This is a genomic window from Flavobacterium sp. YJ01, assembly GCF_029320955.1.
GTDB lineage: Bacteria > Bacteroidota > Bacteroidia > Flavobacteriales > Flavobacteriaceae > Flavobacterium.
Map to the genome: position 1 here is coordinate 134,159 of NZ_CP119757.1, position 21,700 is coordinate 155,858.

The following is a 21,700-nucleotide window of genomic DNA, read 5'->3' on the forward strand; positions in this document are numbered from 1 at the left end:
TGAAAGGAGAAATCGCACTAGAATTTTCGCAAAGTAAAATTTATTCTTTGTAGCGTTTCTAGTGCTTCTCCTTTCAGTCGAAATGACAATTAATCTAATTTCAACTAAAGTATTTTTCACAAAGCCTTTCACTTTGCCTCTTTGTCACTTTGAAACTTTGTTTCTTTAAAAGAATCACCATTCAATTTCTTTCAATCCTTTAGATTTCAGAAATTCATTTGTTTGGCTAAAATGCTTATTTCCAAACCAAAATCCTCTATTGGCGCTCAAAGGCGAAGGGTGTCCCGATTTCAAAATATGATGTTTTGACGCATCAATCAAAGAAGCTTTCTTTTGAGCAAAACCACCCCAAAGTAAAAACACAACATTTTCTTTTTCAGCAGAAATTTGCCTGATAACTTCATCAGTAAATTTTTCCCATCCTTTTCCTTGATGACTTCCCGCTTCCGATTGTCTAACTGTTAAAGTTGCATTTAAAAGAAAAACTCCTTGATCTGCCCATCGTTCCAAATTTCCTGTTTTTGGCATTGGTTTTCCTAAATCAGATTCTATTTCTCTGAAAATATTATACAAAGATGGCGGAAATGGAATTCCGTCATTTACAGAAAAACACAATCCATTTGCTTGGTTTGGTCCATGATAAGGATCTTGTCCGATAATAACAACTTTCACTTCGTCAAAATGGCAATGATCAAAAGCAGAAAAAATTTGGTTGCCTTTTGGATAACAAACTTTAGTCGCGTACTCTGATTTTACGAAATCAATTAATGTATTGAAATATGGTTTTTCAAATTCTTCATTCAAAATAGGTTTCCAAGAAAAATGCATTTTTACGTCCATAACTTTTTTTTGCGAATTTCAGGAATTAATACTAAAAATCATATTTATACAGATATAAATTTAGATTTCAATGATAATGTTTTTGTACTTTTGCCTTTACTTTCATAAAGTTATTAAATGATCAGTATTACCGAAAAAACATTACAAGACTTACAATTTCCAACCGTATTAGAAACCATTTCAGAAGGATGCAATACTGATATTGGAAAAGAAAAGGCTTTACAAATAAAACCAATTAGAGGCAAAGAAGAATTGATGCAGTCATTAATGCAGACGTCAGAATATGTTTCTTCTTTTCAAAATAACAACGCAATTCCGAATCACGGATTTGATGCGATCTCTCACGAAATTAAATTCTTAGCTATTGAAGACAGCTTTCTTGAAGTAGGAAGTTTCAGAAAAATTGCCAATCTTTCTGCGACGACAAATGTTTTATTGAATTTCCTTAAAAAATTCGATGACTATTATCCAAACTTAAATGCAAGAGCTTCTCGAGTAGAATTGACCAAAGATATTATCTCTGCAATTGATGCAATTGTAGATAAATATGGAGAAATAAAAGACAATGCTTCTCCTGCCCTTTCCGGTATTCGCCAAAATATGAATTTGGTTCGCGGAAAAGTCAATCAAAGTTTTGGTTCAGCTTTAACACAATACAATGGCCTAGGATATTTGGACGACATTAAAGAAAGTTTTGTGCAAAACCGTAGAGTTTTAGCTGTCTTAGCAATGTATCGCCGTAAAGTAAAAGGTTCAATTTTAGGAAGTTCCAAGACGGGAAGTATTGCCTATATTGAGCCAGAAGCGACTTTAAAATATTCGCGTGAATTGGCAAATTTAGAATACGAAGAGAAAGAAGAAATTACAAGAATTTTAAAAAATTTATCAAATGTAATTCGACCTTATCTTCCTTTGTTAATTGAGTATCAAGACTTTTTAAGTGATATTGATGTAATTGCAGGAAAAGCAAAATATGCAAATCGTATTAATGCAATCTTGCCAACAATTACCGAAGAAAGAAGATTATTCTTTAGAGAAGCATATCATCCAATCTTGTATTTGAATAACAAGCAAAAAAAAGAAGTTACCTATCCGCAAACCATTGAGTTAAAACAAGAAAATAGAATTATTGTAATTTCTGGGCCAAATGCCGGAGGAAAAACCATTTCTTTAAAAACAGTTGGTTTATTACAATTAATGTTGCAATCTGGAATTTTGATTCCGGTTCACGAAAGAAGCGAAACTTTCTTGTTCGACAGAATCCTAACTGATATTGGTGATAATCAATCTATTGAAAATCATTTGAGCACTTACAGTTATCGATTAAAAAACATGAACTATTTCTTAAAAAAATGCAATAAGAAAACCATGTTTTTAATTGACGAGTTTGGTACAGGTTCTGATCCTGAATTGGGAGGTGCATTGGCAGAAATTTTCTTAGAAGAATTTTACCACCGTGAAGCATTCGGAATTATTACGACACATTATTCAAATCTAAAAATTTTAGCAAACGAATTACCGTACGCGACAAATGCTAATATGATGTTCGACGAAAAATCTTTGGAACCAATGTATAAGCTAGCTTTGGGACAAGCTGGAAGTTCGTTTACTTTTGAAGTTGCACAAAAAAATGGAATTCCTTTTGGATTGATCAATCGTGCAAAAAAGAAAATCGAAGTTGGAAAAGTTCGTTTTGACAAAACTATTGCTACTCTTCAAAAAGAGCGTTCAAAATTAGAAAAGACTTCTTTGAATTTAAAAGAGGAGGAAACTCGTGCACGCGAAGAAAGTAAAAAGATGGAAAACATCAATACTAAAATCCAGCAAAAATTAGAAAGCTATCAAGAATTATACGATAGCAATCAAAAGATAATTTACATCGGACAAAAGATTGATGACATTGCTGAGAAATATTTCAACAACAAAAATAAAAAAGAACTTATTGGTGAATTTTTGAAAATTGTTGAGATTGAAAATTCAAAACGTAAAAAAGCAACACCAAAAGAAGTAAAAGCAAAAGTTGAAAAACAAAAAGAAATTATTGCTGAAGTACAGGTAAAAGTTGAAGAAATTCGAAAAGAGAAAAAAGAAAAAAAATTAAAACCTGTAATTGAAAAACCAAAACCAATTTTGAAAGTTGGTGACAGAGTTAGAATGCTTGATGGAAGATCTGTTGGAAGTATCGATTCGATCGAAAAAAATAAAGCAACTGTAAATTATGGCATTTTCACTTCGAAAGTTAGTTTAGAGGAATTAGAATTAGTTGAAGCTGTTAAAAAATAAGTTTTTCAGTCGCAGTAGCAGTTTTTATCTAAAAATTAGCAAAAAACGGTAAAAATTAAAATAAAGCGATTTAAGAAAAGATAATTTTTCAGATAATATAACAGTTCAATTATTTTTAAAAACACATTTAAAACAATTTATTGAAGTCTATTTTGATAAGTAAAATTTATACAAATTTAAATATTTATAAATTTTTAAAATACCACGATTTTTAAACTATTATTCACGTTCATTCTTGTGCTTTTTCAATGGAATAAAGCCTGAAATTTCAAATTTAAATTCTGTTTGCAATGGAAAATCTTCCAAAAAATAAAAAAATTATTCTTTTTGATGGAGTTTGCAACCTCTGTGATTCAGCTGTACAGTTTATAATTAAACATGACAAAAAAGATGTTTTCAGATTTGTCGCTTTGCAATCAGAATTAGGAATCAAAATTTGTAAAAATCTAGGAATTAGTTTTTCAAAAATGGATAGCATTATTTTATACAATCCAGGAACAGCTTATTTTTATAAATCTTCAGCAGTTATAGAAATCGCGAAAAATTTTGGCGGCTTTTGGAAACTGCTTTTGATTTTTAGAATCGTACCGATTTTCATAAGTGACCGAGTTTATGATTATGTTGCTAAAAATAGATACAATTGGTATGGTAAAAAAGAAAGTTGTATGATTCCTACTCCGGAATTGAAATCTAAATTTCTTTAAGAGAAATTCCAAACTGAAAATTACAAATTCCAATTTAGCTCAATATTGTCATTTCGAGGAACGAGAAATCACAATAGAAATTCCGTATAGCAATCTCTAATCTTTGTATAGTCCCGAGTGTGATTTCTCGTTCCTCGAAAAGACAATACTTTGTCTCAAAAAAAATCCCAAATTCTCATCAATTGGAATTTGGGATTTTTTTATTTTTAAATTTATTAGAAAAATTATCTAATCAATTTTCTGTATTTCAAACGTTTTGGAGTTAAATCACCACCAAGACGTTTCTTTTTATTTTCCTCGTAATCTGTAAAACTTCCTTCAAAGAAATAAACTTCAGAATCTCCTTCAAAAGCTAAAATGTGTGTACAAATTCTATCCAAGAACCATCTATCGTGAGAAATAATTACGGCACAACCAGCAAAATTTTCTAGACCTTCTTCAAGGGCACGAAGTGTATTTACATCTAAGTCGTTTGTTGGCTCATCCAGCAAAAGTACATTTCCTTCTTCTTTCAAAGTCATTGCTAAGTGTAAACGGTTACGCTCACCACCTGACAACATAGCAACTTTTTTATTTTGCTCGCCACCACCAAAATTGAAACGAGATAAATAAGCTCTAGAGTTCACTTGCTTTCCTCCCATCATAATCAATTCTTGACCATCGGCAAAATTTTCCCAAATAGATTTATTTGGATCAATATTAGAGTGCGACTGATCCACATAAGCGATTTTTACAGTTTCTCCAACCGAAAATTCTCCGCTATCAGTAGCTTGCTCGCCCATAATCATTTTGAAAATAGTAGATTTACCAGCACCGTTTGGTCCAATAATTCCAACAATACCAGCTTGTGGTAACGTAAAATTTAAATTATCATAAAGTAGTTTATCACCAAAAGCTTTTGCAACATTCTTGGCTTCAATAACATTTGTTCCTAAACGAGGACCATTTGGAATATAAATCTCTAGTTTCTCATCCAATTGTTTTTGGTCTTCATTTAACAATTTGTCATAGTTCTGTAAACGAGCTTTTTGTTTTGTCTGACGACCTTTTGCTCCTTGACGAACCCAGTCCAACTCACGCTCTAAAGTTTTTCTACGTTTAGATGCTACTTTTTCTTCTTGAGCTAAACGATTTGATTTTTGATCTAACCAAGAAGAATAGTTTCCTTTCCATGGAATACCTTCTCCTCTATCCAACTCTAAAATCCATCCAGCTACATTATCCAAGAAATAACGGTCGTGCGTTACTGCAATTACAGTTCCTGAATATTGCGCTAAATGTTGCTCCAACCACAGAACTGACTCAGCGTCAAGGTGGTTGGTAGGCTCATCTAGTAACAATACATCTGGTTGTTGCAATAACAAGCGGCATAAAGCTACACGACGGCGCTCCCCTCCTGAAAGGTTTTTGATTGGCGTATCTCCTTCTGGAGTACGCAATGCATCCATCGCAATTTCTAATTTTGTATCGATTTCCCAAGCGCCAAGAGCATCAATTTTGTCTTGTAAAGCGGCTTGACGATCCATCAATTTATCCATTTTATCTGGATCTGAATAATTCTCTTCAAGACCAAATAAATCATTAATTTGATTGTATTCTTCTAAAACTGCCATAGTTTCGGCAGCTCCTTCACGAACAATTTCGATAACCGTTTTTGAATCATCAAGAATTGGTTCCTGCTCCAAATAACCAACTGTATAGCCAGGTTGAAAAACCACATCACCTTGGTAATTTTTATCAACTCCTGCAATAATTTTTAAAAGAGAAGATTTTCCAGAACCGTTAAGACCTAAAATACCAATTTTAGCTCCGTAAAAGAAACTCAAATAAATATTTTTAAGCACTGGTTTGTCTGCTCCCTGATAGGTTTTACTCAATTTCTGCATTGAGAAAATTACTTTCTTATCGTCTGACATTTTTATGTTATTATGTTAATTATTATAATTTTCAATTTAAATCTAAACTAAACTCTACCTTTCAATGCGTTGAATACCCATGCATTAGCAAAAAAACCAACTCCAACAGCACCAAATCCCCAACCAGAAACATCACTATATCTAAAGATTCCTAGAGCGATAAGCAACAATCCCATAAGTACCATTATAAAAGTAGCCCATCCTAAAATGGTGTTTTTATTCATTCCCATAATTGTGTAATTATTTTAAAGTAGTAAAATTTTTAGAAACGCAAATATCGTGAATTTTAACGGCTTAATTAAATATTTTATAAAGCATTTCTTTAAGTAAATCTGATTGTGGCAAAGCATTGGCTCCCACACCTTTACTCTTTACGTCGATGTCTCTCAAAGCTCCAACAATCTGACTTACTTTTCTCATAGGAAAATTTTTGACAGCCAAATCATATTCCTTTAAAAAATAAGGATTTACACCAAGTGCAGTGGCAACATTTTTAGGATTTTTGTCTTTTAATCCGTGGTATTTTAAAAGCTGAACAAAAAATCCGAAAACCAAACCAGTTGTCATTACCAATGGATATTCTTTTGGATTATGAGCAAAATTTTCTGCTATCTTATATGCTTTCAATTGATTACGTTCTCCAATTGCTTTTCGAAGTTCAAAAACATTATAATCTTTACTGAAACCAATATTTTCTTCAATATGTTCCGCAGTAATCATGGTTCCTTGCGGTAAAATAATTTGAAGCTTCTCTAATTCGTTATTAATTTTACTCAAATCTGTACCCAAAAACTCAACTAACATTGCATTTGCTTTTGGATCAATTGTATATTTTTTTCCGGCTAAAACCCTTTTAATCCAGTCTCCAACCTGATTTTCGTACAATTTTTTGCTTTCGTAAACAATTCCGTTCTGAGCCAATAATTTGGTTACTTTTTTACGCTTGTCTAACGTTTTGTATTTGTAACAAAAAACCAAAACCGTGGTTTCCATTGGGTTATTTACATACGATTCAATTTTATCAATTGTTCGCGATAAATCTTGTGCTTCTTTAACAATAACAACCTGACGATCAGCCATCATCGGATAGCGTTTAGCTGTTGAAACTATTTCATCTACAGAAACATCTCTTCCGTACAAAACAGTTTGATTAAATCCTTTTTCTTCTTCTGCTAAAACATTTTGTTCAATATACTCAGACAATTTATCTATATAATACGGTTCTTCACCCATTAAAAAATAAATCGGCTTAATATTACCGGCTTTTATATCATTAACGATTTTTACAACTTCGTCCATTTAAATTTTGTTTCAAGTTTAAAGTTTCAGTTGTAGTTTCAAAACTTGAAACTTTATCCCGAGACTTCGGGAGAAACCTGAAACTATTTTATATTTTTGCTTTATGCAGCGATTAAATTTCCCAATCTATAGTTTTCGGTTCAAAAATAACGAAAATAAAGTGTCTATTTTTGATGAAATAAGAAAAAAATTTATAATTCTTACTCCCGAAGAATGGGTTCGTCAGCACGTTGTTCATTACCTAATTTACGAAAAAAAATATCCAAAATCGCTAATTAACGTAGAGAAAGTTTTAAAAGTCAACGGGTTAAGAAAAAGATATGATGTTGTCGTTTTTAACTCAGATGGTTCTATACATATATTGGTAGAATGTAAAGCGCCCGAAGTTAGAATCTCTCAAGCAACTTTTGATCAAATTGCACGTTACAATATGACAATGCAGGCACGGTTTTTGAATGTCACAAACGGACTAAACCATTTTTATTGTCAAATGGATTTTGAAAACGAAAAATATGAGTTTTTGAGAAACCTGCCTGACTATAAAGAAAACCATTAATAAATAATAAAGAACTAGGTACTTTTGGATAAAATAGCAGTTGTCATTTTAAATTGGAACGGGGTAAAATTGCTTGAGCAGTTTTTACCTTCTGTTATTCAATTTTCTGAAGGTGCATCAATATATGTAGCAGATAATGCTTCTACAGATAATTCTATTGCATTCGTCGCAGAAAATTTTCCTACTGTAAAAATTGTAAAAAACTCGGGTAATCATGGCTTTGCAAAAGGCTACAATGATGCTTTACAACATATTGATGCCGAAATCTATGCATTAGTAAATTCGGATATTGAAGTTACCGAAAATTGGCTTAAACCTATTCTCGAAACTTTCGATAGCGAAAAACAAACAGCCATTATCCAGCCTAAAATCCTCGATTTTAAGAACAAAGAATATTTTGAATATGCTGGAGGCGCGGGTGGTTTCATAGATAAATATGGATTCCCATTTTGTAGAGGAAGAATATTTGATACAGTCGAAAAAGACAATGGACAATACAATGATAACATTGAATTGTTCTGGGCTTCAGGCGCCTGTTTCTTCATCCGTAAAAATGTTTATCACGAATTAAAAGGTTTTGACGAAAGCTTCTTTGCTCATCAAGAAGAAATTGATTTATGCTGGCGCGCCGCAAATGAAGGTCATATTATAAAGTATAATTCTCAATCTGTAGTTTATCATGTTGGAGGAGCAACTTTACAACAAGGTAATCCTAAAAAAACCTATTTGAATTTTAGAAATTCATTATTAATGCTTGTCAAAAATCTGCCAAAAAGAGGATTATTCTGGGTGATTTTTTTCAGAATGGTTTTAGACGGAATTGCGGGTATCCGTTTTCTTACACAAGGAAAATTTGGGCATACTTTTGCCATTTTAAAGGCACATTTTTCATTTTATTGCTTATCTTTAAAATATCTCGGAAAACGAAAAGATTTTCAAATACAGCAATACTATATGGTAAAAAGCATCGTTTTCCTTTATTATATAAGGAAATTGACCGTATTTAAAGAAATCTTTAACAGTATTCAAAATATTAAAAACTAAATTTGTAATCAAGTCTAATTAAAATTAAATTTATGAGAAAAATAGTTATCGCACTATCAGTATTAATGGCCCTAACATCATGTGTTTCTAAAAAGAAATATGCTGAGTTGGAAGCAAAAAACAAAGAGACTCAAGATTTGTTAAACTCTTGTACTGTAAAATTAAATACGTGCTTAGAAGAAAAAGCTGGATTAGCTGCTACTGCTGAAAGCTACAAACAACATAATCAAGACTTAATCAATAGTTCAAAAGATTTAACTATCTTAACTACTAAAGGTGCTGAAAACCTTGAAAAATCTCTTGAAAGCTTAAAAGAAAAAGATTTAAAAATCTCTAGACTTCAAGATGCTTTAACTAAAAAAGACAGTGTTACTTTAGCATTAGTTACAAGCTTAAAAGGAGCAGTTGGAATCAACGATCCAGACATCGAAATCAATGTTGAAAAAGGAGTTGTATTTATCTCTATCGCTGATAAATTATTATTTAAAAGCGGAAGCTACGACGTAAGTGATAAAGCCAAATCTGTTTTGGCTAAAGTTGCTAAAGTTGTAAATGACAAACCAGATTTCGAATGTATGGTTGAAGGACACACAGATGACGTTCCTTACAAAAGCAACGGAGTTATCTTAGACAACTGGGATTTAAGTGTTAAACGTTCTACTTCTATCGTTCGTGTATTAACAAACGATCTTGGTGTTAACCCAGCTAAATTAATTGCTGCAGGTAGAAGTTCTTACGTACCATTAGTTGCTAATGATTCTGCTGAGAATAAAGCTCGTAACAGAAGAACTCGTATTGTGGTTATGCCAAAAATCGATCAATTCTATGATATGATTGAAAAAGAAATGAAAAAACAAGCTAAATAATTCTTGTTTTCAAATAGCTTTAAAACAGAAAAGCAGGTCGATTGACCTGCTTTTTTTGTATTCTTAATTTACCTTTTAATAACCAATTAAATACAAATCAAGAATGCATTATTTTAAATTAACTAACTAAATTTTAACTATAATAAAGTTAGGCATAATTTTTAAACTGTAATACAATTAAAGTTTTTTTTTACAAAATATCCACATCGCCTTTTCCTTCTCTTACAATTACAGGTTCATGTTCAGACAAATCAATGATAGTTGAACCGACATTATCTCCGTAACCGCCATCGATAACCAAATCTACAAGGTTTTGCCATTTTTCAAAAATTAGTTCTGGATCAGTTGTATATTCAATTACATCATCTTCATCACGAATAGAAGTAGAAACAACAGGATTTCCCAACTGACGGACAATTTCTAAAATTATATTGTTATCCGGCACACGAATACCAACCGTAGTTTTCTTTTTAAATTCTTTAGGTAAATTATTATTACCTGGCAAAATAAATGTATAAGGACCTGGCAATGCTCTCTTTAAAATTTTAAAAGTCGAGGTATCGATCTGACGAACGTAATCTGATAGATTACTTAAATCATGACAAATAAAAGAGAAATTTGCTTTCTCCAATTTGACACCTTTTATTTTTGCAATTTTTTCTAAAGCTCTCGAATTGGTAATATCACAACCCAAACCGTAAACAGTATCTGTTGGATAAATTACCAATCCACCATTCTGAAGCACTTTTACAACTTTTGCAATTGCAGCTTCACTAGGTTTATCTGGGTATATTTTTATGAATTCGGCCATTTTTATTTTTAGAATAAAGACATTAGACAATAGAATAAAGACTACTCTTTATTTCTTTTTTAGTTTTTGACACAAAAAACAACATTGCAAAAGCAAGCAGATTAATTTTAAACTTCAAAGTTTCGTTGCTGCCATTTAATGTTGCAAAAAATTGTGAAGGTTGAAAGTCGAATCCTGCTAACAAATCATTAGTTAGATCTAGAGTGAAATTTACAGCTATTCTAAAATATTCCGCAAAATTCGAAAGCAACCAGTTGTAAAATTAATGAAACGAGAACCAAATTTAATCCTCTCAAATATTTTTTCTTATTTAATAACCATGCTGAATAAATACAAAAAGCAAAAAAAATAAAAGGAAGAATTAAAGGAACAAAAAACGGATTTTTGTATTTACCAGGATTGGTTGTCAATAATAAATAAGTTGTTAGTAATAAACCAACAAGTCCTCCAAAAAACTGGTAAATTTCAATAAAAGTGAGCCTTTTTGAAAGTGCTTTATCCAACATATTAACTATCTATTTTCTTTTCTCTATATTCTTTATTCTTTTAACCAACAACATCTAATTTAGCAAATCTCAACAGAAGTTTCTTAATTCCACCAACTTCAAATTTAATTTCTGCTTTTTTATCTGCTCCAACGCCTTCAAGATTAATCACTTCTCCTTTTCCAAAACGTTCGTGCATAACAATATTTCCAACAGTCAGTTTACTATCAAATAAATTTGGCGCACTTACTGCATTAGGATTCGTTCCGGCAACGGGTTTTAATTTTCTAATATTAAGATCTGGTTTCGGATTATTATCTGTAATATGTTTTGGTGGCGTTCCTCCTACCGGTTTTGACAATCTTAATTTAGATTTATCTACATCTCCAAAAATATCACCATCAATTGGCGATTTGTATCTGTAATTAGTTTCAGATGGTGTTAAGTATTCTAAAAACTGCCCATCAATCTCTTCAATAAAACGAGAAGGTTCACTATCTGTCAATTTTCCCCAACGGTAACGAGACTGAGCATAAGTCAAATACGCTTGATGTTCTGCACGTGTTAAGGCCACGTAAAATAAACGACGTTCTTCTTCCAATTCGCTTCTCGTACTCATACTCATGGCACTTGGAAATAAATCTTCTTCCATTCCCACCACAAAAACATGTGGAAATTCAAGCCCTTTTGCTAAGTGAATCGTCATCAAAGCGACACGATCTTCATCATTTGTATCTTTATCCAAATCTGTTGCCAAAGCTACATCTTCCATAAATTCAGAAAGTGCACCTCTTGCTCCATCAATTTCTCTTTGTCCTTCGGTAAAATCTTTAATACCATTTAAAAGCTCTTCGATATTCTGAATTTTTGCCATTCCTTCCGGAGTTGCATCTTTCTTCAATTCCTGAACTAAACCCGTTTTCTTAGCAACGTGATCTGTAATATAAAAAGCGTCCTGATTCTGATCGATAACCTGAAAACTCTGAATCATCGTAACAAAATCTTTCAATTTGTTTTTAGTTCCAGCGTTTAGCTTAAGATCAATTTTATCAATATTAACCATTACTTCCCAAATAGAGCGCTTGTAATGGTTAGCGGCAATTGTCAATTTTTCAACAGTTGTATCACCAATTCCACGTGCTGGATAATTAATAACACGAATCAAAGCTTCTTCATCTTTCGGATTCAGAACCAAACGCAAATAACATAAAACGTCTTTAATTTCTTTACGTTGGTAAAAAGATAATCCTCCATAAATTCTATAAGGAATATCACGTTTTCTCAGCGCATCCTCCATTGCACGCGATTGCGCATTCGTTCGATATAAAATTGCAAAAGCACCATTATGCAATTGATTCTGCATTTTCTGTTCAAAAATGGTACTCGCTACAAAACGTCCTTCTTCAGCATCTGTCAAACTTCGGTGGACTTTAATTCTCGGGCCAAAGTCATTGGCTGTCCAAACTACTTTATCCAGTTTCGTTTTGTTGTGCTCCATTACTGTATTTGCAGCTTCCACAATATTTCTAGTCGAACGGTAATTCTGCTCTAAACGGAACATTACAACGCCTTCATAATCCTTTTGGAAGTTCAAAATGTTGTTGATATTCGCACCACGGAAAGCATAAATACTCTGTGCATCATCTCCAACCACACAAATATTCTGAAATTTATCAGATAAAGCTCTCACAATCAAATACTGAGAATGGTTTGTATCTTGGTACTCATCAACCAAAATATAACGGAAACGATTTTGATATTTAGCCAAAACTTCTGGAAAACGAGTTAACAATTCGTTGGTTTTCAACAACAAATCATCAAAATCCATCGCACCTGCTTTAAAACAACGCTCTACATATTGCTGATAAATTTCTCCCAATCGTGGTCTTTTCGCCATTGCATCGGCTTCAACCAATTCTGGATTATTAAAATAGGCTTTAACCGTAATCAAACTGTTTTTATAACTCGAAATTCGTCCTAAAATCTGTTTAGGTTTGTAAATATCACGGTCTAACTGCATTTCTTTAATAATGGAAGAAATCAGTCTCGCCGAATCCTGAGAATCGTAAATAGTAAAATTGGAAGGATATCCTAAATGATCAGATTCTGCACGAAGAATACGTGCAAAAATAGAGTGAAAAGTTCCCATCCAAAGATTCTTTGCTTCAGATGCTCCCACAATATCCGAAATCCTGTGTTTCATTTCTCTTGCCGCTTTATTGGTAAAAGTCAGCGACAAAATATTAAACGCATCAATTCCCTGATGCATTAAATAAGCAATTCTAATTGTTAAAACACGAGTCTTTCCCGAACCTGCACCAGCAATAATAATCATTGGCCCGTCTTTCTTTAAAACAGGCGCTCTCTGCGCTTCGTTGAGCTGGTCAATATATTTCTGCATGTAATTTTTCTCCTTTTATGCAAAAATAAGAATTAAAAAAGAAAGTTCCTAAGATGCTGAGACGCTAAGGAACTAAGTTTTTTTTGAAGCCAAACAATTGGCATTTTATTAGACATGGTTTCCCGCTTTCGGCTTTATCTCTTCGCTCCGCTACGAGGATATCGCCTCAATCGGGGCTAGATTCAAACATTTTTTCTGGAATTTATTGAAAGAAAATTCTTTAAAATTATCTTGTATTTCCAAATTTATGCAGAAGCAAATGAAAGTAAAATTAACAGAAAATGCCGAAAAAACATTTTCGCAAATTATTAGCAACTATAATGATCAAAAAGCTGCTAAGTTTTCAAATCAAACCATCTTCACAATAGAAGTAATTATTCAGAATAATTTCATAGGTTCTAAATATAAAAAAACTTCCTATAGAAAGTTTCCAATATCAAATCAAGTGTTTTTATTTTATCTAATAGAAGAACAAACAATTTACATTGCTTTATTCTGGGACAATAAAAGAAATCCGCTAGAATTAGATATTATACTTAGCTCTTAATTTTTGTTTAAAATCTTCAAAGTCTACTGTTCTTCCAGCCTTTATATCTTCTTGGCTTTTCTGTAATTCTTGCATTAAAATTTCTTCGGGAAACAGTAAAGAAGTAATTAGCTTTACTTCTTGATGTGTAAAACTATTCGCCTTCAATTTTCTATAATAAGTTGCATGTTTTAATCCTAGTTTTTGAATAAAAAATTCCGTTTTGTAATATGATTTATCTATTAGTTCAGGTAATGAATTAACATATTTCTCATAATTTTCAACTATTTCTATCATTTCATGTAAATTAAATTATCAAAATATGACACAAAAATAGTCAATTTATAGTTACAAAAAACAACTTTAACTATAAGTTCAAAAGGAAAAGCTCAGCAACTTAATATCTTAGAACCTTAGTAACTTACTTAAAAAACACATCATAAGCAAAACGGATCAAAGTTCCGACAACGACAACTAGAAAGAAAATTCTAATAAAACCATTTCCTTTATTAATTGCTAGTTTTGCTCCAAGCCAACCTCCAAGTCCGTTGCTAATTGCCATCGGAATTGCGATTGTCCAAATTATTTTTCCTTTAATCATAAACAAGCAAATCGAACCAAAATTCGTAGCCAGATTCACCATTTTCGCATTCGCGGAAGCGTGAAGAAAATCAAAACCTAAAAGTGCAATAAAAGCCACAACAAAAAAACTTCCCGTTCCTGGACCAATAAATCCGTCATAAAAACCGATAATTATACTAATTACAACCGCGTAAATTATTTGAGTGGCTTCTGAATGATCTTTAGCAACATGCTGTCCGAAGTTTTTCTTTGCGTAAGTATAAATAAACAAAAACGACAAAACGACTAACAAAAGTGGTTTCATAAAATCGTTACTGACAAGCGTTAAAATTGTAGAACCGAGAAAAGCAGAAGGAACTGCCAAACACATCATTATGATTAATAATTTCCATTGAATAACAACTTTTTTCAAATATTGAAAAGCTGCAAAAGCTGTTCCGCTAAAAGCTGGAATTTTTAAGGTTCCAATGACTGTTGAAACGGGAAGATTTGGCAAAAGAATTAATCCCATTGGAGTCTGAATTAAGCCGCCGCCGCCAACAATGGCGTCAATAAATCCTGCTGCAAAAGCTGCTAAACAAAGAAAAAATATTATGTACAAATCCATTATAAAGATATTTCGAACATACAAAAAACAAGTTGCAAAAGTAGGTGTTCCTTTTTGTTTATTAGCATAAATTTAAAGTGGATTTCTCCTCAAAAAGTATATTTTTGTTCAAAAATTATTCAAATGGATTTCAATAAGATTATAGAACTTGCAAGTTATACTTTACCAGCTTTAGTTACAGGAGTTGTAGCATATCGTTTTTTCGAATTGCATATTAAAAATAATGACAGAAAACGCGCTTTTTTATTAAACAAACAAGCTCATAAAGAATCGCTTCCAGTTCGTTTACAAGCTTACGAGCGTATGACTTTATTTTTGGAACGTATTAATTTGACGAAATTATTGATTCGAGTTTCTCCGATTTCACAAAATAAACACGATTATGAAAACTTCGTAATCGATCAAATCGAACAAGAATTTGAACATAATTTGACTCAACAAATTTATATGTCTGACGAATGTTGGACAATTATTACAACTGCAAAAAATGCAACAATCCAAATGATACGTAAAGCTGCTATGAGCGATAAAGTGGATAATGCAGACAAACTTCGAGAAGTAATTTTAAACGATTTATTAGAGAAACAATCGCCAAGTAATGCTGCTTTGAGTTTTATAAAAAGTGAAGTTGCTGACCTTTGGTATTAATTAAAAAATGAAAAAGACGCTTTTCTTAATCTCAATTATTGGCTGGTCGCTATGTATTATTATAGTTGCCTTGAGTTTTCTAAACATTAATTTGCTAAAAACAATGCCATTTTTATTGATTTTACTTCCAGCTGTTTTTGTGGTTTTTATTCCTTCCTTTTTTATAGCCAAAAACAATTCTCGCTTAGAAGAATTCAATGAAAACAATAGCAATGGTTTGTTTAACTCAAACTCAATTTCGTTAATTCCATTTTTTGAGAATTGTTCGATGTGGTTGCTAACAATATTCTTTGTTAGTTTTATAGGAACAGCAATCAGTGCTTCTTTTATGTTTAGCATGGAAAGTGGTGATCCAGTTTTTCTAAACAATGAGTTTGTTCTAAAATACAGAGGTGAAATTATTAGAAAGATTAGTGAAACAGAATTCAACCATTTAAAACTTTTAAATATTAGATACCAATTCGGTTTTATACTTGTTTTTTACGCAACTTGTATTTTAGTTTTAAAGCAATTAATCGAATGGGAAAAACTATAATCTTAAATCAATATCTTGTTATCACTCATAACTTCCGATTTATTCTGAGCATATTCATAACCTTGTTCCCACCATTCTTTCATAACATCTTTGTTAAAAATCAAAGCGTTATCGGTTAATTTTATTGGCGTGTAATATAAGTTAAGTTTCACATTCTTATTGTTTGCCATAAGTTTTCCTATAGCAATATCATGTTTTTCGACTTGATCTAAAGCAATTCGGAACAAATCGATCATTAATGAAAACGGATTTTTACCAATTACAGTTTTTGTTGTATTCACTTCTGTTTCAAGCACAATTACATCAATTTCAGTAGCGCCTCTATTAATTGCTTCGCGTATCGGAACCAAGCTAGAAAATCCGCCATCACCATATTCGCAATTATTCTTTTCGACCAAACTCATAAACGGAACATAGTTACTTGATATCCAAGACCATTCGCAAAACTCTTCGTAAGTACAATCTTTTATCGATTTATATTCTGATTCGTTTGTTGTAAAATTAGTAACGGTTACAATGACATCGGTCTTTAATTTTTTAAGCTTATTAAAATCTGAAAGCAGAAAATTATTCTGAATATATTTTTTCAATCCTTTGCTTTCGCCAAAAGTTCGTTTTCCTTTAAAAAACTGACGCAGAACATTAAAGTGATTGATAGTGACAATGTCGACACCGTCTTTATTTTTTACCACAAACGGACAAATATTAAAAATACTTGCCATGGTAACGTTGGTATAAACAGAATGAATTTTTTTGATATGACCGAGAGCCAAATGCGGAATTAATAAACTTCCTGTTGAAGTGCCTAAAAACAAATCATATTCGTGTTTTTTTTCTTCAATTAAATATTGGGCAACACCGCCAGCAAAAGCGCCTTTACTGCCACCACCAGAAATAACCAATGCTCTCATAAATTGTAATGTAGGTTTTGTTTTTGGATTTTATTTTAGAGAAAAGAATATAGAAAATAGAATAAAGACTTCAACTCGCTCTATTTTCTATATTCTTTTCTCTATTTTCTATTCTTTCAACAAACGATTTAATTGAAACTGTTCATCGGGTGTCAAATTAGGCAAAATTCTATTAAATGACGCACGCATTTCAGGATTTTTTAACAGAAGTCGAATTGTATCTCTTCCAAACTTTGAAAATTGCCACATATGATGCGTTGTGGCTTTTACTAAATTACTCAAAACCTGATCGTTAATAATTTTAAAAGCAATAAGTTTTTCTAACGCATTTTGTCTTGTTGTAGCTTCATATTTTGTGGATGAAAATGCTATTAATTCATTGATTAAAGATTCTGAATCATTACTGTAACCGTTTGTTGACAAGGCCAAAGAAAGCCATAAAGTACGCAGATTAAAGTCGTTGAATCCAATCCAATTTTTTGATTTGTCTAAATATTCTGTTCTATGATCGGGAAAGTTTCTCCATAACCAATACAATGCAATTTCTTGAGTTTGATATGATTTATCGTTTAATAAAGTTTCGTAATTCTGTCTAAAATCTTCTGGAATTTTAGTTAATATTTCTGCCACGTTTTGACGAACTTTTACATTATTCGTTTCTAAAGCTAAAAGCAAAAGATCTTTCTTGGCTTCATATTTTTCATTCTCCAACTGATCAACAACCGCTTCTTTAACAGACTCATAAAAATCAGATTCTAGAACATTTTTCAAAACATCTATTTTATCTGCTAAAGGCGTTTTTTTCAATTTGTCGATTTCTAATCGTTTCTGAATCGTTTTATTTTTACTCAATAAAGCGTTGGCTGTCGGAGTATCAAAAGCGGTAGATTCTAACCAAGTTTTTTGGAATTTATCCAAATCAAAATCTGAAACTTTTCGTATTTCATCAAAGAAATTTTGAGTGTTTACCGCTTGATAAGCGTATTTGTTTAAATAATTTTTAATAGCTTTTTTAAACGCTTTATCGCCAATTGATTCGTGCAAAACGAATAATGTCCACGCTCCTTTTTCATAAAAAGTAAGTGAACTTGCTTTTGCATTCAAAACCGGAATTGTATCTGTTCTTGAAGCAAACTTTATCTGTTGCGCTGTATCGTATAATTTTGAATAAAAATAGTCTTCTCCGTAAATGTCTTTTTCGGCAAGCAAAGCAAAATAAGTCGCGAAACCTTCCTGAAGCCAATGATGCGTGCTGCTTTCGGCTGTAATTAAATCTCCAAACCAATGATGTGCCAATTCGTGCGCGTCTACGTTGGTGTAATTTCTATCGCAAAATCCGATGGAGTCTACCACGTAACGCGTTGCAAAAAGTGTTGATGTTGTATTTTCCATTCCTGCATATAAAAAATCCCTAACTGGAAGCTGTCTATTAATCTGCCACGGATATTTTACGCCAATTTCCTTTTCTAAAAAATCAAAAATTCGTTTAGAATAACGGTACGTTGGCTCAAAACGATCTGAATCTTTAGGCTCGTAATAATATTCTAACGGAATTCTAGTTTTCGACTTAAATTCTTTTTTATCAAATTTTCCAATCGCCAACATTAATAAATACGAACTCATTGGTTTTTGCATTTGATATTGCCAAAAATTCAGGTTTCCGTTTGTTGTTTTTTCTTTTAAAAGTCCGTTTGAAACCACCTGATAATCTTTGTCATAAGAAACTCCGAGATTGAAAATTAGTTTTTCATTCACGTCATCAAAACTTGGAAACCAATTACTGGTGTATCTGCCCTGTCCTTGTGTCCAGATTTGTACTTCATTATTTTCAATATCAACAAAATACAACGCCTGTTTTGGTTTTGCAATATAATTGAAAGTCAAATTATTTTGTCCTTTTTTGAAAGGAAAAACCAATTTTAATTGCTTTGTTGTATTTATAAAAACGATCTCTTTTTCGTTGATTTTCACATTTGAAAATTCCATGTTTTTTGCGTCAAGCGAAATGGTATCGCAGTCTTTTAAAACCTCAAATTCAAAATCAACCGTTCCAGAAATTGTTTTTTCTTTTGAATTTAAAGACAATTGACCTGAAACAGATTTAAAATCAACACATTGAGTTTGCTGTGCAAAAAGAAAACTGGTAAATAATAGAAAAATGTATTTCATTGAAAAGAATTTTGAAGGCGAAATTCCAAAGTTACAAACCTTTCATCAACAAATAGAATGAAATTTGTAAGTTTACCGTATTAAAATTCCAAATTGTGTCTGTACCTCAAAAAGCCTTATTTAATTGGAGCAGCGGAAAAGATTCTGCTCTTGCTTTGTATAAAATTCTTCAAAATCCTGCTTATAAAATTGAATGTTTACTAACAAGTGTAAACCAACATTATCAGCGAATTTCTATGCACGGCGTTCGTGTTGACTTATTAAAGGCACAAGCAGAAAGTATTGGAATTCCGTTAAAAATAATGGAAATTCCAGAAATGCCAACAATGGAAATTTATGAAAATGTAATGACCGAAACATTATCCGAATTAAAAAATAATGGCATAACACATTCTGTTTTTGGTGATATTTTTTTGGAAGATTTACGTCAATATAGAGAAAATCAATTAGCAAAAATCGATTTTAAAGACGTTTTTCCAATTTGGAAAATTCCAACAAAAGAATTAATTCAAGAATTTATTTCGCTAGGATTTAAAACTATTGTGGTTTGCGTAAACGAAAAATATTTGGACAAAAGTTTTGTTGGCAGAATAATCGATCAGGATTTCATAAATGATTTGCCTGAAAATGTTGATGTTTGCGGCGAAAATGGTGAATTTCACACTTTTGCGTTCGACGGACCTATTTTTTCAAAACCAATTGAGTTTGAAATTGGTGAAATTGTGTATCGTAAATATGAAAAACCAAAAACAGATTCTTCGAATACTGCATGCGACACAAATGAAGAAACTGCTTTTGATTTTGGATTTTGGTATTGCGATTTAGTTTCTAAATAGTATTTATTCTGAATACATTTTAAGCAAATTAGTAACTGTATTCCAATTACGCATTGTAGCAGTTACGTTTAGTTTTTTCTCAATATATTTTTGATCAAATCGAGTTTTTCCGGCTCCAACAGCATATTTAACAAAAATTCTGTTTTCGTCAATACTTGCTTCATCTGGTTTAAACTGACTGATTTTTAAATCATTTATGATTTCTTTTTTTAAACTTGTAGAAACAAAAGCAACGTAAAGCTTTTTGTTATCAATATCTTTCTCTTTCAAAAAAGGATTATTTGCAAAACAAGATTCCAGGTTTTCTTTGGTAACCATAACAACAGGAACTTCATGTCCGAAAACTTTAAAAATCTCCTGTTTAATCATAAAACCCACTTTCGAAGCTTCTTCTTCACTATCAATAAAAACATTTCCAGATTGCATATACGTTCTAACATTTTGAAAACCAATATTTTCTAACATTGCTTTCAAAGCTTCCATTTTCATCATATTGTGTCCCGAAACGTTTATTCCGCGTAAAAGTGCTAAGTGTGTTGTCATGATCTTAAATTTATTAAAAAAGAAAAAGTATTCAATTCTTAAACTGAATACTTTTAATTCTACGCAAACTTACGGTTTTTATTTTGCTTTCTTAAATGCCTTATATCTCCCGCATACTGATGCCTGATCCACCAAATAATCAGTTTCTTGTAATTTATAATTTTCAATTAATGCACCACTCGTGCAATTTGATATCGATTCGTTAGCGCTCGGATAAGTTAAAACAAAACTGGTTCCAGTTTCATTTTTTATAATCTCATATTGCCCCGATAGAGATTTATTACCATTAGTAGAAGGTATTGTTTTAACAAACTTTTTATCTTTTTTAAATACATAATAAACCTCGAAACCAGCAATAGAATTAGCAGCAGGATCTGGAACCTCCATCCATTTTCCGTAATAAATTGAATTAGGAGAGGCATCGTCTTTAGAACAAGAGATAAGTGAAATCAGTAATACAATTAATAGTCCATTTTTTTTCATTTTTACTAGTTTTTAGTTTGATTTATCATAGCTAAGCAAAGGTCCATCGCAAATCCCCCAAGTGCTGAATAGTTTTCCAACGGTTTTAATGATATATAGATTTTCTGTTAAATTTCCAGTGCAAGTTCCTATTATATCGTTTTGCGCACCATAAATTAAAGTCAATTGAGTTTGTTCTGAAGTTTCAACAACAGTATAAGTGCCAAAAACAGTAGTTTTTTTATTGTCTTTAATTCTTGTTTTAGAAAACTTACCGCTAGAACTAAAAATATAGCTTTCCTGCCATTCCATAATATCTATCGAATTTGCTGAGGGATTTTTATTTCTACTCATGCTTGTTAAGTTCCATTTACCATGGTAATCTGCAGTTGGCGTATTGTCATTATCATCATTAGAGCAAGAGATAAGTGAAATCAGTAATACAATTAATAGTCCAATTTTTTTCATTTTTACAAGTTTTAAGGATTCGTTTATTATTAAGATTTTACTTCCTTAAAATAGTTGCGTCACTACATTGCAACTTAACAATAAGATAATATTCAAGTAGTTGAAAATCTCGTTTGCATTTCAAATTGAATCAAAAAAAAACTCCGCCAAAAAAAATTAACGGAGCCTTAAACAATTTGAATTAGTAAGCATTGTTTAAATAATGTAT

The 21,700-nt window shown here is 31.7% G+C and carries 22 protein-coding genes; 9 read left to right on the forward strand and 13 right to left on the reverse strand.

The features are described from left to right. Positions 1–174: 174 nt before the first annotated feature. Entirely contained in the window at positions 175–840 is a 666-nt protein-coding gene (locus P0R33_RS00660) for a uracil-DNA glycosylase (RefSeq protein ID WP_276173654.1), read from the reverse strand. A 117-nt stretch (positions 841–957) separates the two neighbouring features. Here P0R33_RS00660 and P0R33_RS00665 point away from each other — a divergent pair, with 117 nt between their 5' ends. Beyond that, positions 958–3,123 carry a DNA mismatch repair protein MutS gene (locus P0R33_RS00665; protein WP_276173655.1) on the forward strand — a complete coding sequence of 722 codons (2,166 nt, stop codon included), beginning with the start codon at positions 958–960 and terminating at the stop codon, positions 3,121–3,123. A 290-nt stretch (positions 3,124–3,413) separates the two neighbouring features. Continuing rightward, positions 3,414–3,827 carry a thiol-disulfide oxidoreductase DCC family protein gene (locus P0R33_RS00670; RefSeq protein WP_276173656.1) on the forward strand — a complete coding sequence of 138 codons (414 nt, stop codon included), beginning with the start codon at positions 3,414–3,416 and terminating at the stop codon, positions 3,825–3,827. A gap of 224 nt (positions 3,828–4,051) precedes the next feature. Here P0R33_RS00670 and ettA read toward each other — a convergent pair whose 3' ends face one another. From ettA to holA, 3 genes are all read right to left on the reverse strand, one after another. Continuing rightward, positions 4,052–5,743 carry an energy-dependent translational throttle protein EttA gene (ettA, locus tag P0R33_RS00675; protein WP_276173657.1) on the reverse strand — a complete coding sequence of 564 codons (1,692 nt, stop codon included), beginning with the start codon at positions 5,741–5,743 and terminating at the stop codon, positions 4,052–4,054. A 47-nt stretch (positions 5,744–5,790) separates the two neighbouring features. Beyond that, a complete protein-coding gene (locus tag P0R33_RS00680) occupies positions 5,791–5,973 on the reverse strand; it encodes a CAL67264 family membrane protein (protein WP_184165917.1) in 183 nt (60 codons plus the stop codon). 64 nt (positions 5,974–6,037) lie between these two features. Next, positions 6,038–7,042 carry a DNA polymerase III subunit delta gene (gene holA / locus P0R33_RS00685; RefSeq protein ID WP_276173658.1) on the reverse strand — a complete coding sequence of 335 codons (1,005 nt, stop codon included), beginning with the start codon at positions 7,040–7,042 and terminating at the stop codon, positions 6,038–6,040. A 103-nt stretch (positions 7,043–7,145) separates the two neighbouring features. Between holA and P0R33_RS00690 the strand changes: the two genes are divergently transcribed. Genes P0R33_RS00690 through P0R33_RS00700 form a run of 3 tightly spaced genes read left to right on the forward strand, consistent with a single transcriptional unit; the run spans position 7,146 to position 9,508 of the window. Beyond that, positions 7,146–7,598, forward strand: coding sequence for a type I restriction enzyme HsdR N-terminal domain-containing protein (locus P0R33_RS00690; RefSeq protein ID WP_276173659.1), 453 nt, complete (start codon positions 7,146–7,148; stop codon positions 7,596–7,598). Between the two features lie 24 nt (positions 7,599–7,622). Beyond that, entirely contained in the window at positions 7,623–8,642 is a 1,020-nt protein-coding gene (locus P0R33_RS00695; RefSeq protein ID WP_276173660.1) for a glycosyltransferase family 2 protein, read from the forward strand. Between the two features lie 32 nt (positions 8,643–8,674). Further along, complete coding sequence (locus tag P0R33_RS00700) at positions 8,675–9,508, forward strand: OmpA family protein (RefSeq protein ID WP_276173661.1); 834 nt, start codon at positions 8,675–8,677, stop codon at positions 9,506–9,508. Between the two features lie 190 nt (positions 9,509–9,698). Here P0R33_RS00700 and P0R33_RS00705 read toward each other — a convergent pair whose 3' ends face one another. Together P0R33_RS00705 and P0R33_RS00710 are read right to left on the reverse strand one after the other, a co-directional pair. Next, positions 9,699–10,319: an L-threonylcarbamoyladenylate synthase gene (locus tag P0R33_RS00705; RefSeq protein ID WP_184165910.1), complete on the reverse strand. Its 621-nt coding sequence runs from the start codon at positions 10,317–10,319 to the stop codon at positions 9,699–9,701. A 546-nt stretch (positions 10,320–10,865) separates the two neighbouring features. Further along, positions 10,866–13,205: a UvrD-helicase domain-containing protein gene (locus P0R33_RS00710; protein WP_276173662.1), complete on the reverse strand. Its 2,340-nt coding sequence runs from the start codon at positions 13,203–13,205 to the stop codon at positions 10,866–10,868. A gap of 259 nt (positions 13,206–13,464) precedes the next feature. Here P0R33_RS00710 and P0R33_RS00715 point away from each other — a divergent pair, with 259 nt between their 5' ends. Next, positions 13,465–13,752 (forward strand): hypothetical protein, encoded by a 288-nt coding sequence (locus P0R33_RS00715; RefSeq protein ID WP_276173663.1) that lies wholly within the window; start codon positions 13,465–13,467, stop codon positions 13,750–13,752. On the opposite strand, the gene P0R33_RS00720 is transcribed toward P0R33_RS00715, so the two are convergent. Both P0R33_RS00720 and P0R33_RS00725 read right to left on the reverse strand, forming a co-directional pair. Continuing rightward, positions 13,729–14,028 (reverse strand): hypothetical protein, encoded by a 300-nt coding sequence (locus P0R33_RS00720; protein ID WP_276173664.1) that lies wholly within the window; start codon positions 14,026–14,028, stop codon positions 13,729–13,731. The genes P0R33_RS00715 and P0R33_RS00720 overlap by 24 nt on opposite strands. 124 nt (positions 14,029–14,152) lie before the next feature. Next, positions 14,153–14,920: a TSUP family transporter gene (locus P0R33_RS00725; protein WP_276173665.1), complete on the reverse strand. Its 768-nt coding sequence runs from the start codon at positions 14,918–14,920 to the stop codon at positions 14,153–14,155. Between the two features lie 123 nt (positions 14,921–15,043). On the opposite strand from P0R33_RS00725, the gene P0R33_RS00730 reads away from it, so the two are divergent. Further along, positions 15,044–15,568, forward strand: a complete 525-nt coding sequence (locus tag P0R33_RS00730) for a hypothetical protein (RefSeq protein WP_276173666.1) — start codon at positions 15,044–15,046, stop codon at positions 15,566–15,568. A 7-nt stretch (positions 15,569–15,575) separates the two neighbouring features. Continuing rightward, positions 15,576–16,103 (forward strand): hypothetical protein, encoded by a 528-nt coding sequence (locus P0R33_RS00735; protein WP_276173667.1) that lies wholly within the window; start codon positions 15,576–15,578, stop codon positions 16,101–16,103. A 2-nt stretch (positions 16,104–16,105) separates the two neighbouring features. On the opposite strand, the gene P0R33_RS00740 is transcribed toward P0R33_RS00735, so the two are convergent. Both P0R33_RS00740 and P0R33_RS00745 read right to left on the reverse strand, forming a co-directional pair. Next, a complete protein-coding gene (locus tag P0R33_RS00740) occupies positions 16,106–17,014 on the reverse strand; it encodes a patatin-like phospholipase family protein (RefSeq protein ID WP_276173669.1) in 909 nt (302 codons plus the stop codon). A 108-nt stretch (positions 17,015–17,122) separates the two neighbouring features. Beyond that, positions 17,123–19,183, reverse strand: a complete 2,061-nt coding sequence (locus P0R33_RS00745; RefSeq protein WP_276173671.1) for a M1 family metallopeptidase — start codon at positions 19,181–19,183, stop codon at positions 17,123–17,125. A gap of 95 nt (positions 19,184–19,278) precedes the next feature. Here P0R33_RS00745 and P0R33_RS00750 point away from each other — a divergent pair, with 95 nt between their 5' ends. Continuing rightward, complete coding sequence (locus P0R33_RS00750) at positions 19,279–20,019, forward strand: diphthine--ammonia ligase (RefSeq protein WP_276173672.1); 741 nt, start codon at positions 19,279–19,281, stop codon at positions 20,017–20,019. Positions 20,020–20,022: 3 nt separating this feature from the next. Here P0R33_RS00750 and P0R33_RS00755 read toward each other — a convergent pair whose 3' ends face one another. The 3 genes from P0R33_RS00755 to P0R33_RS00765 all read right to left on the reverse strand — a co-directional run bounded on the left by P0R33_RS00755 (position 20,023) and on the right by P0R33_RS00765 (position 21,492). Beyond that, positions 20,023–20,562 (reverse strand): DUF1697 domain-containing protein, encoded by a 540-nt coding sequence (locus P0R33_RS00755; RefSeq protein ID WP_276173674.1) that lies wholly within the window; start codon positions 20,560–20,562, stop codon positions 20,023–20,025. Positions 20,563–20,640: 78 nt separating this feature from the next. After that, the gene (locus P0R33_RS00760) at positions 20,641–21,045 is read right to left on the reverse strand and encodes a hypothetical protein (RefSeq protein ID WP_276173675.1); all 405 of its coding nucleotides are present in this window, start codon (positions 21,043–21,045) and stop codon (positions 20,641–20,643) included. 12 nt (positions 21,046–21,057) lie between these two features. Then, positions 21,058–21,492, reverse strand: a complete 435-nt coding sequence (locus P0R33_RS00765) for a hypothetical protein (RefSeq protein WP_276173676.1) — start codon at positions 21,490–21,492, stop codon at positions 21,058–21,060. Between the last annotated feature and the right edge of the window lie 208 nt (positions 21,493–21,700).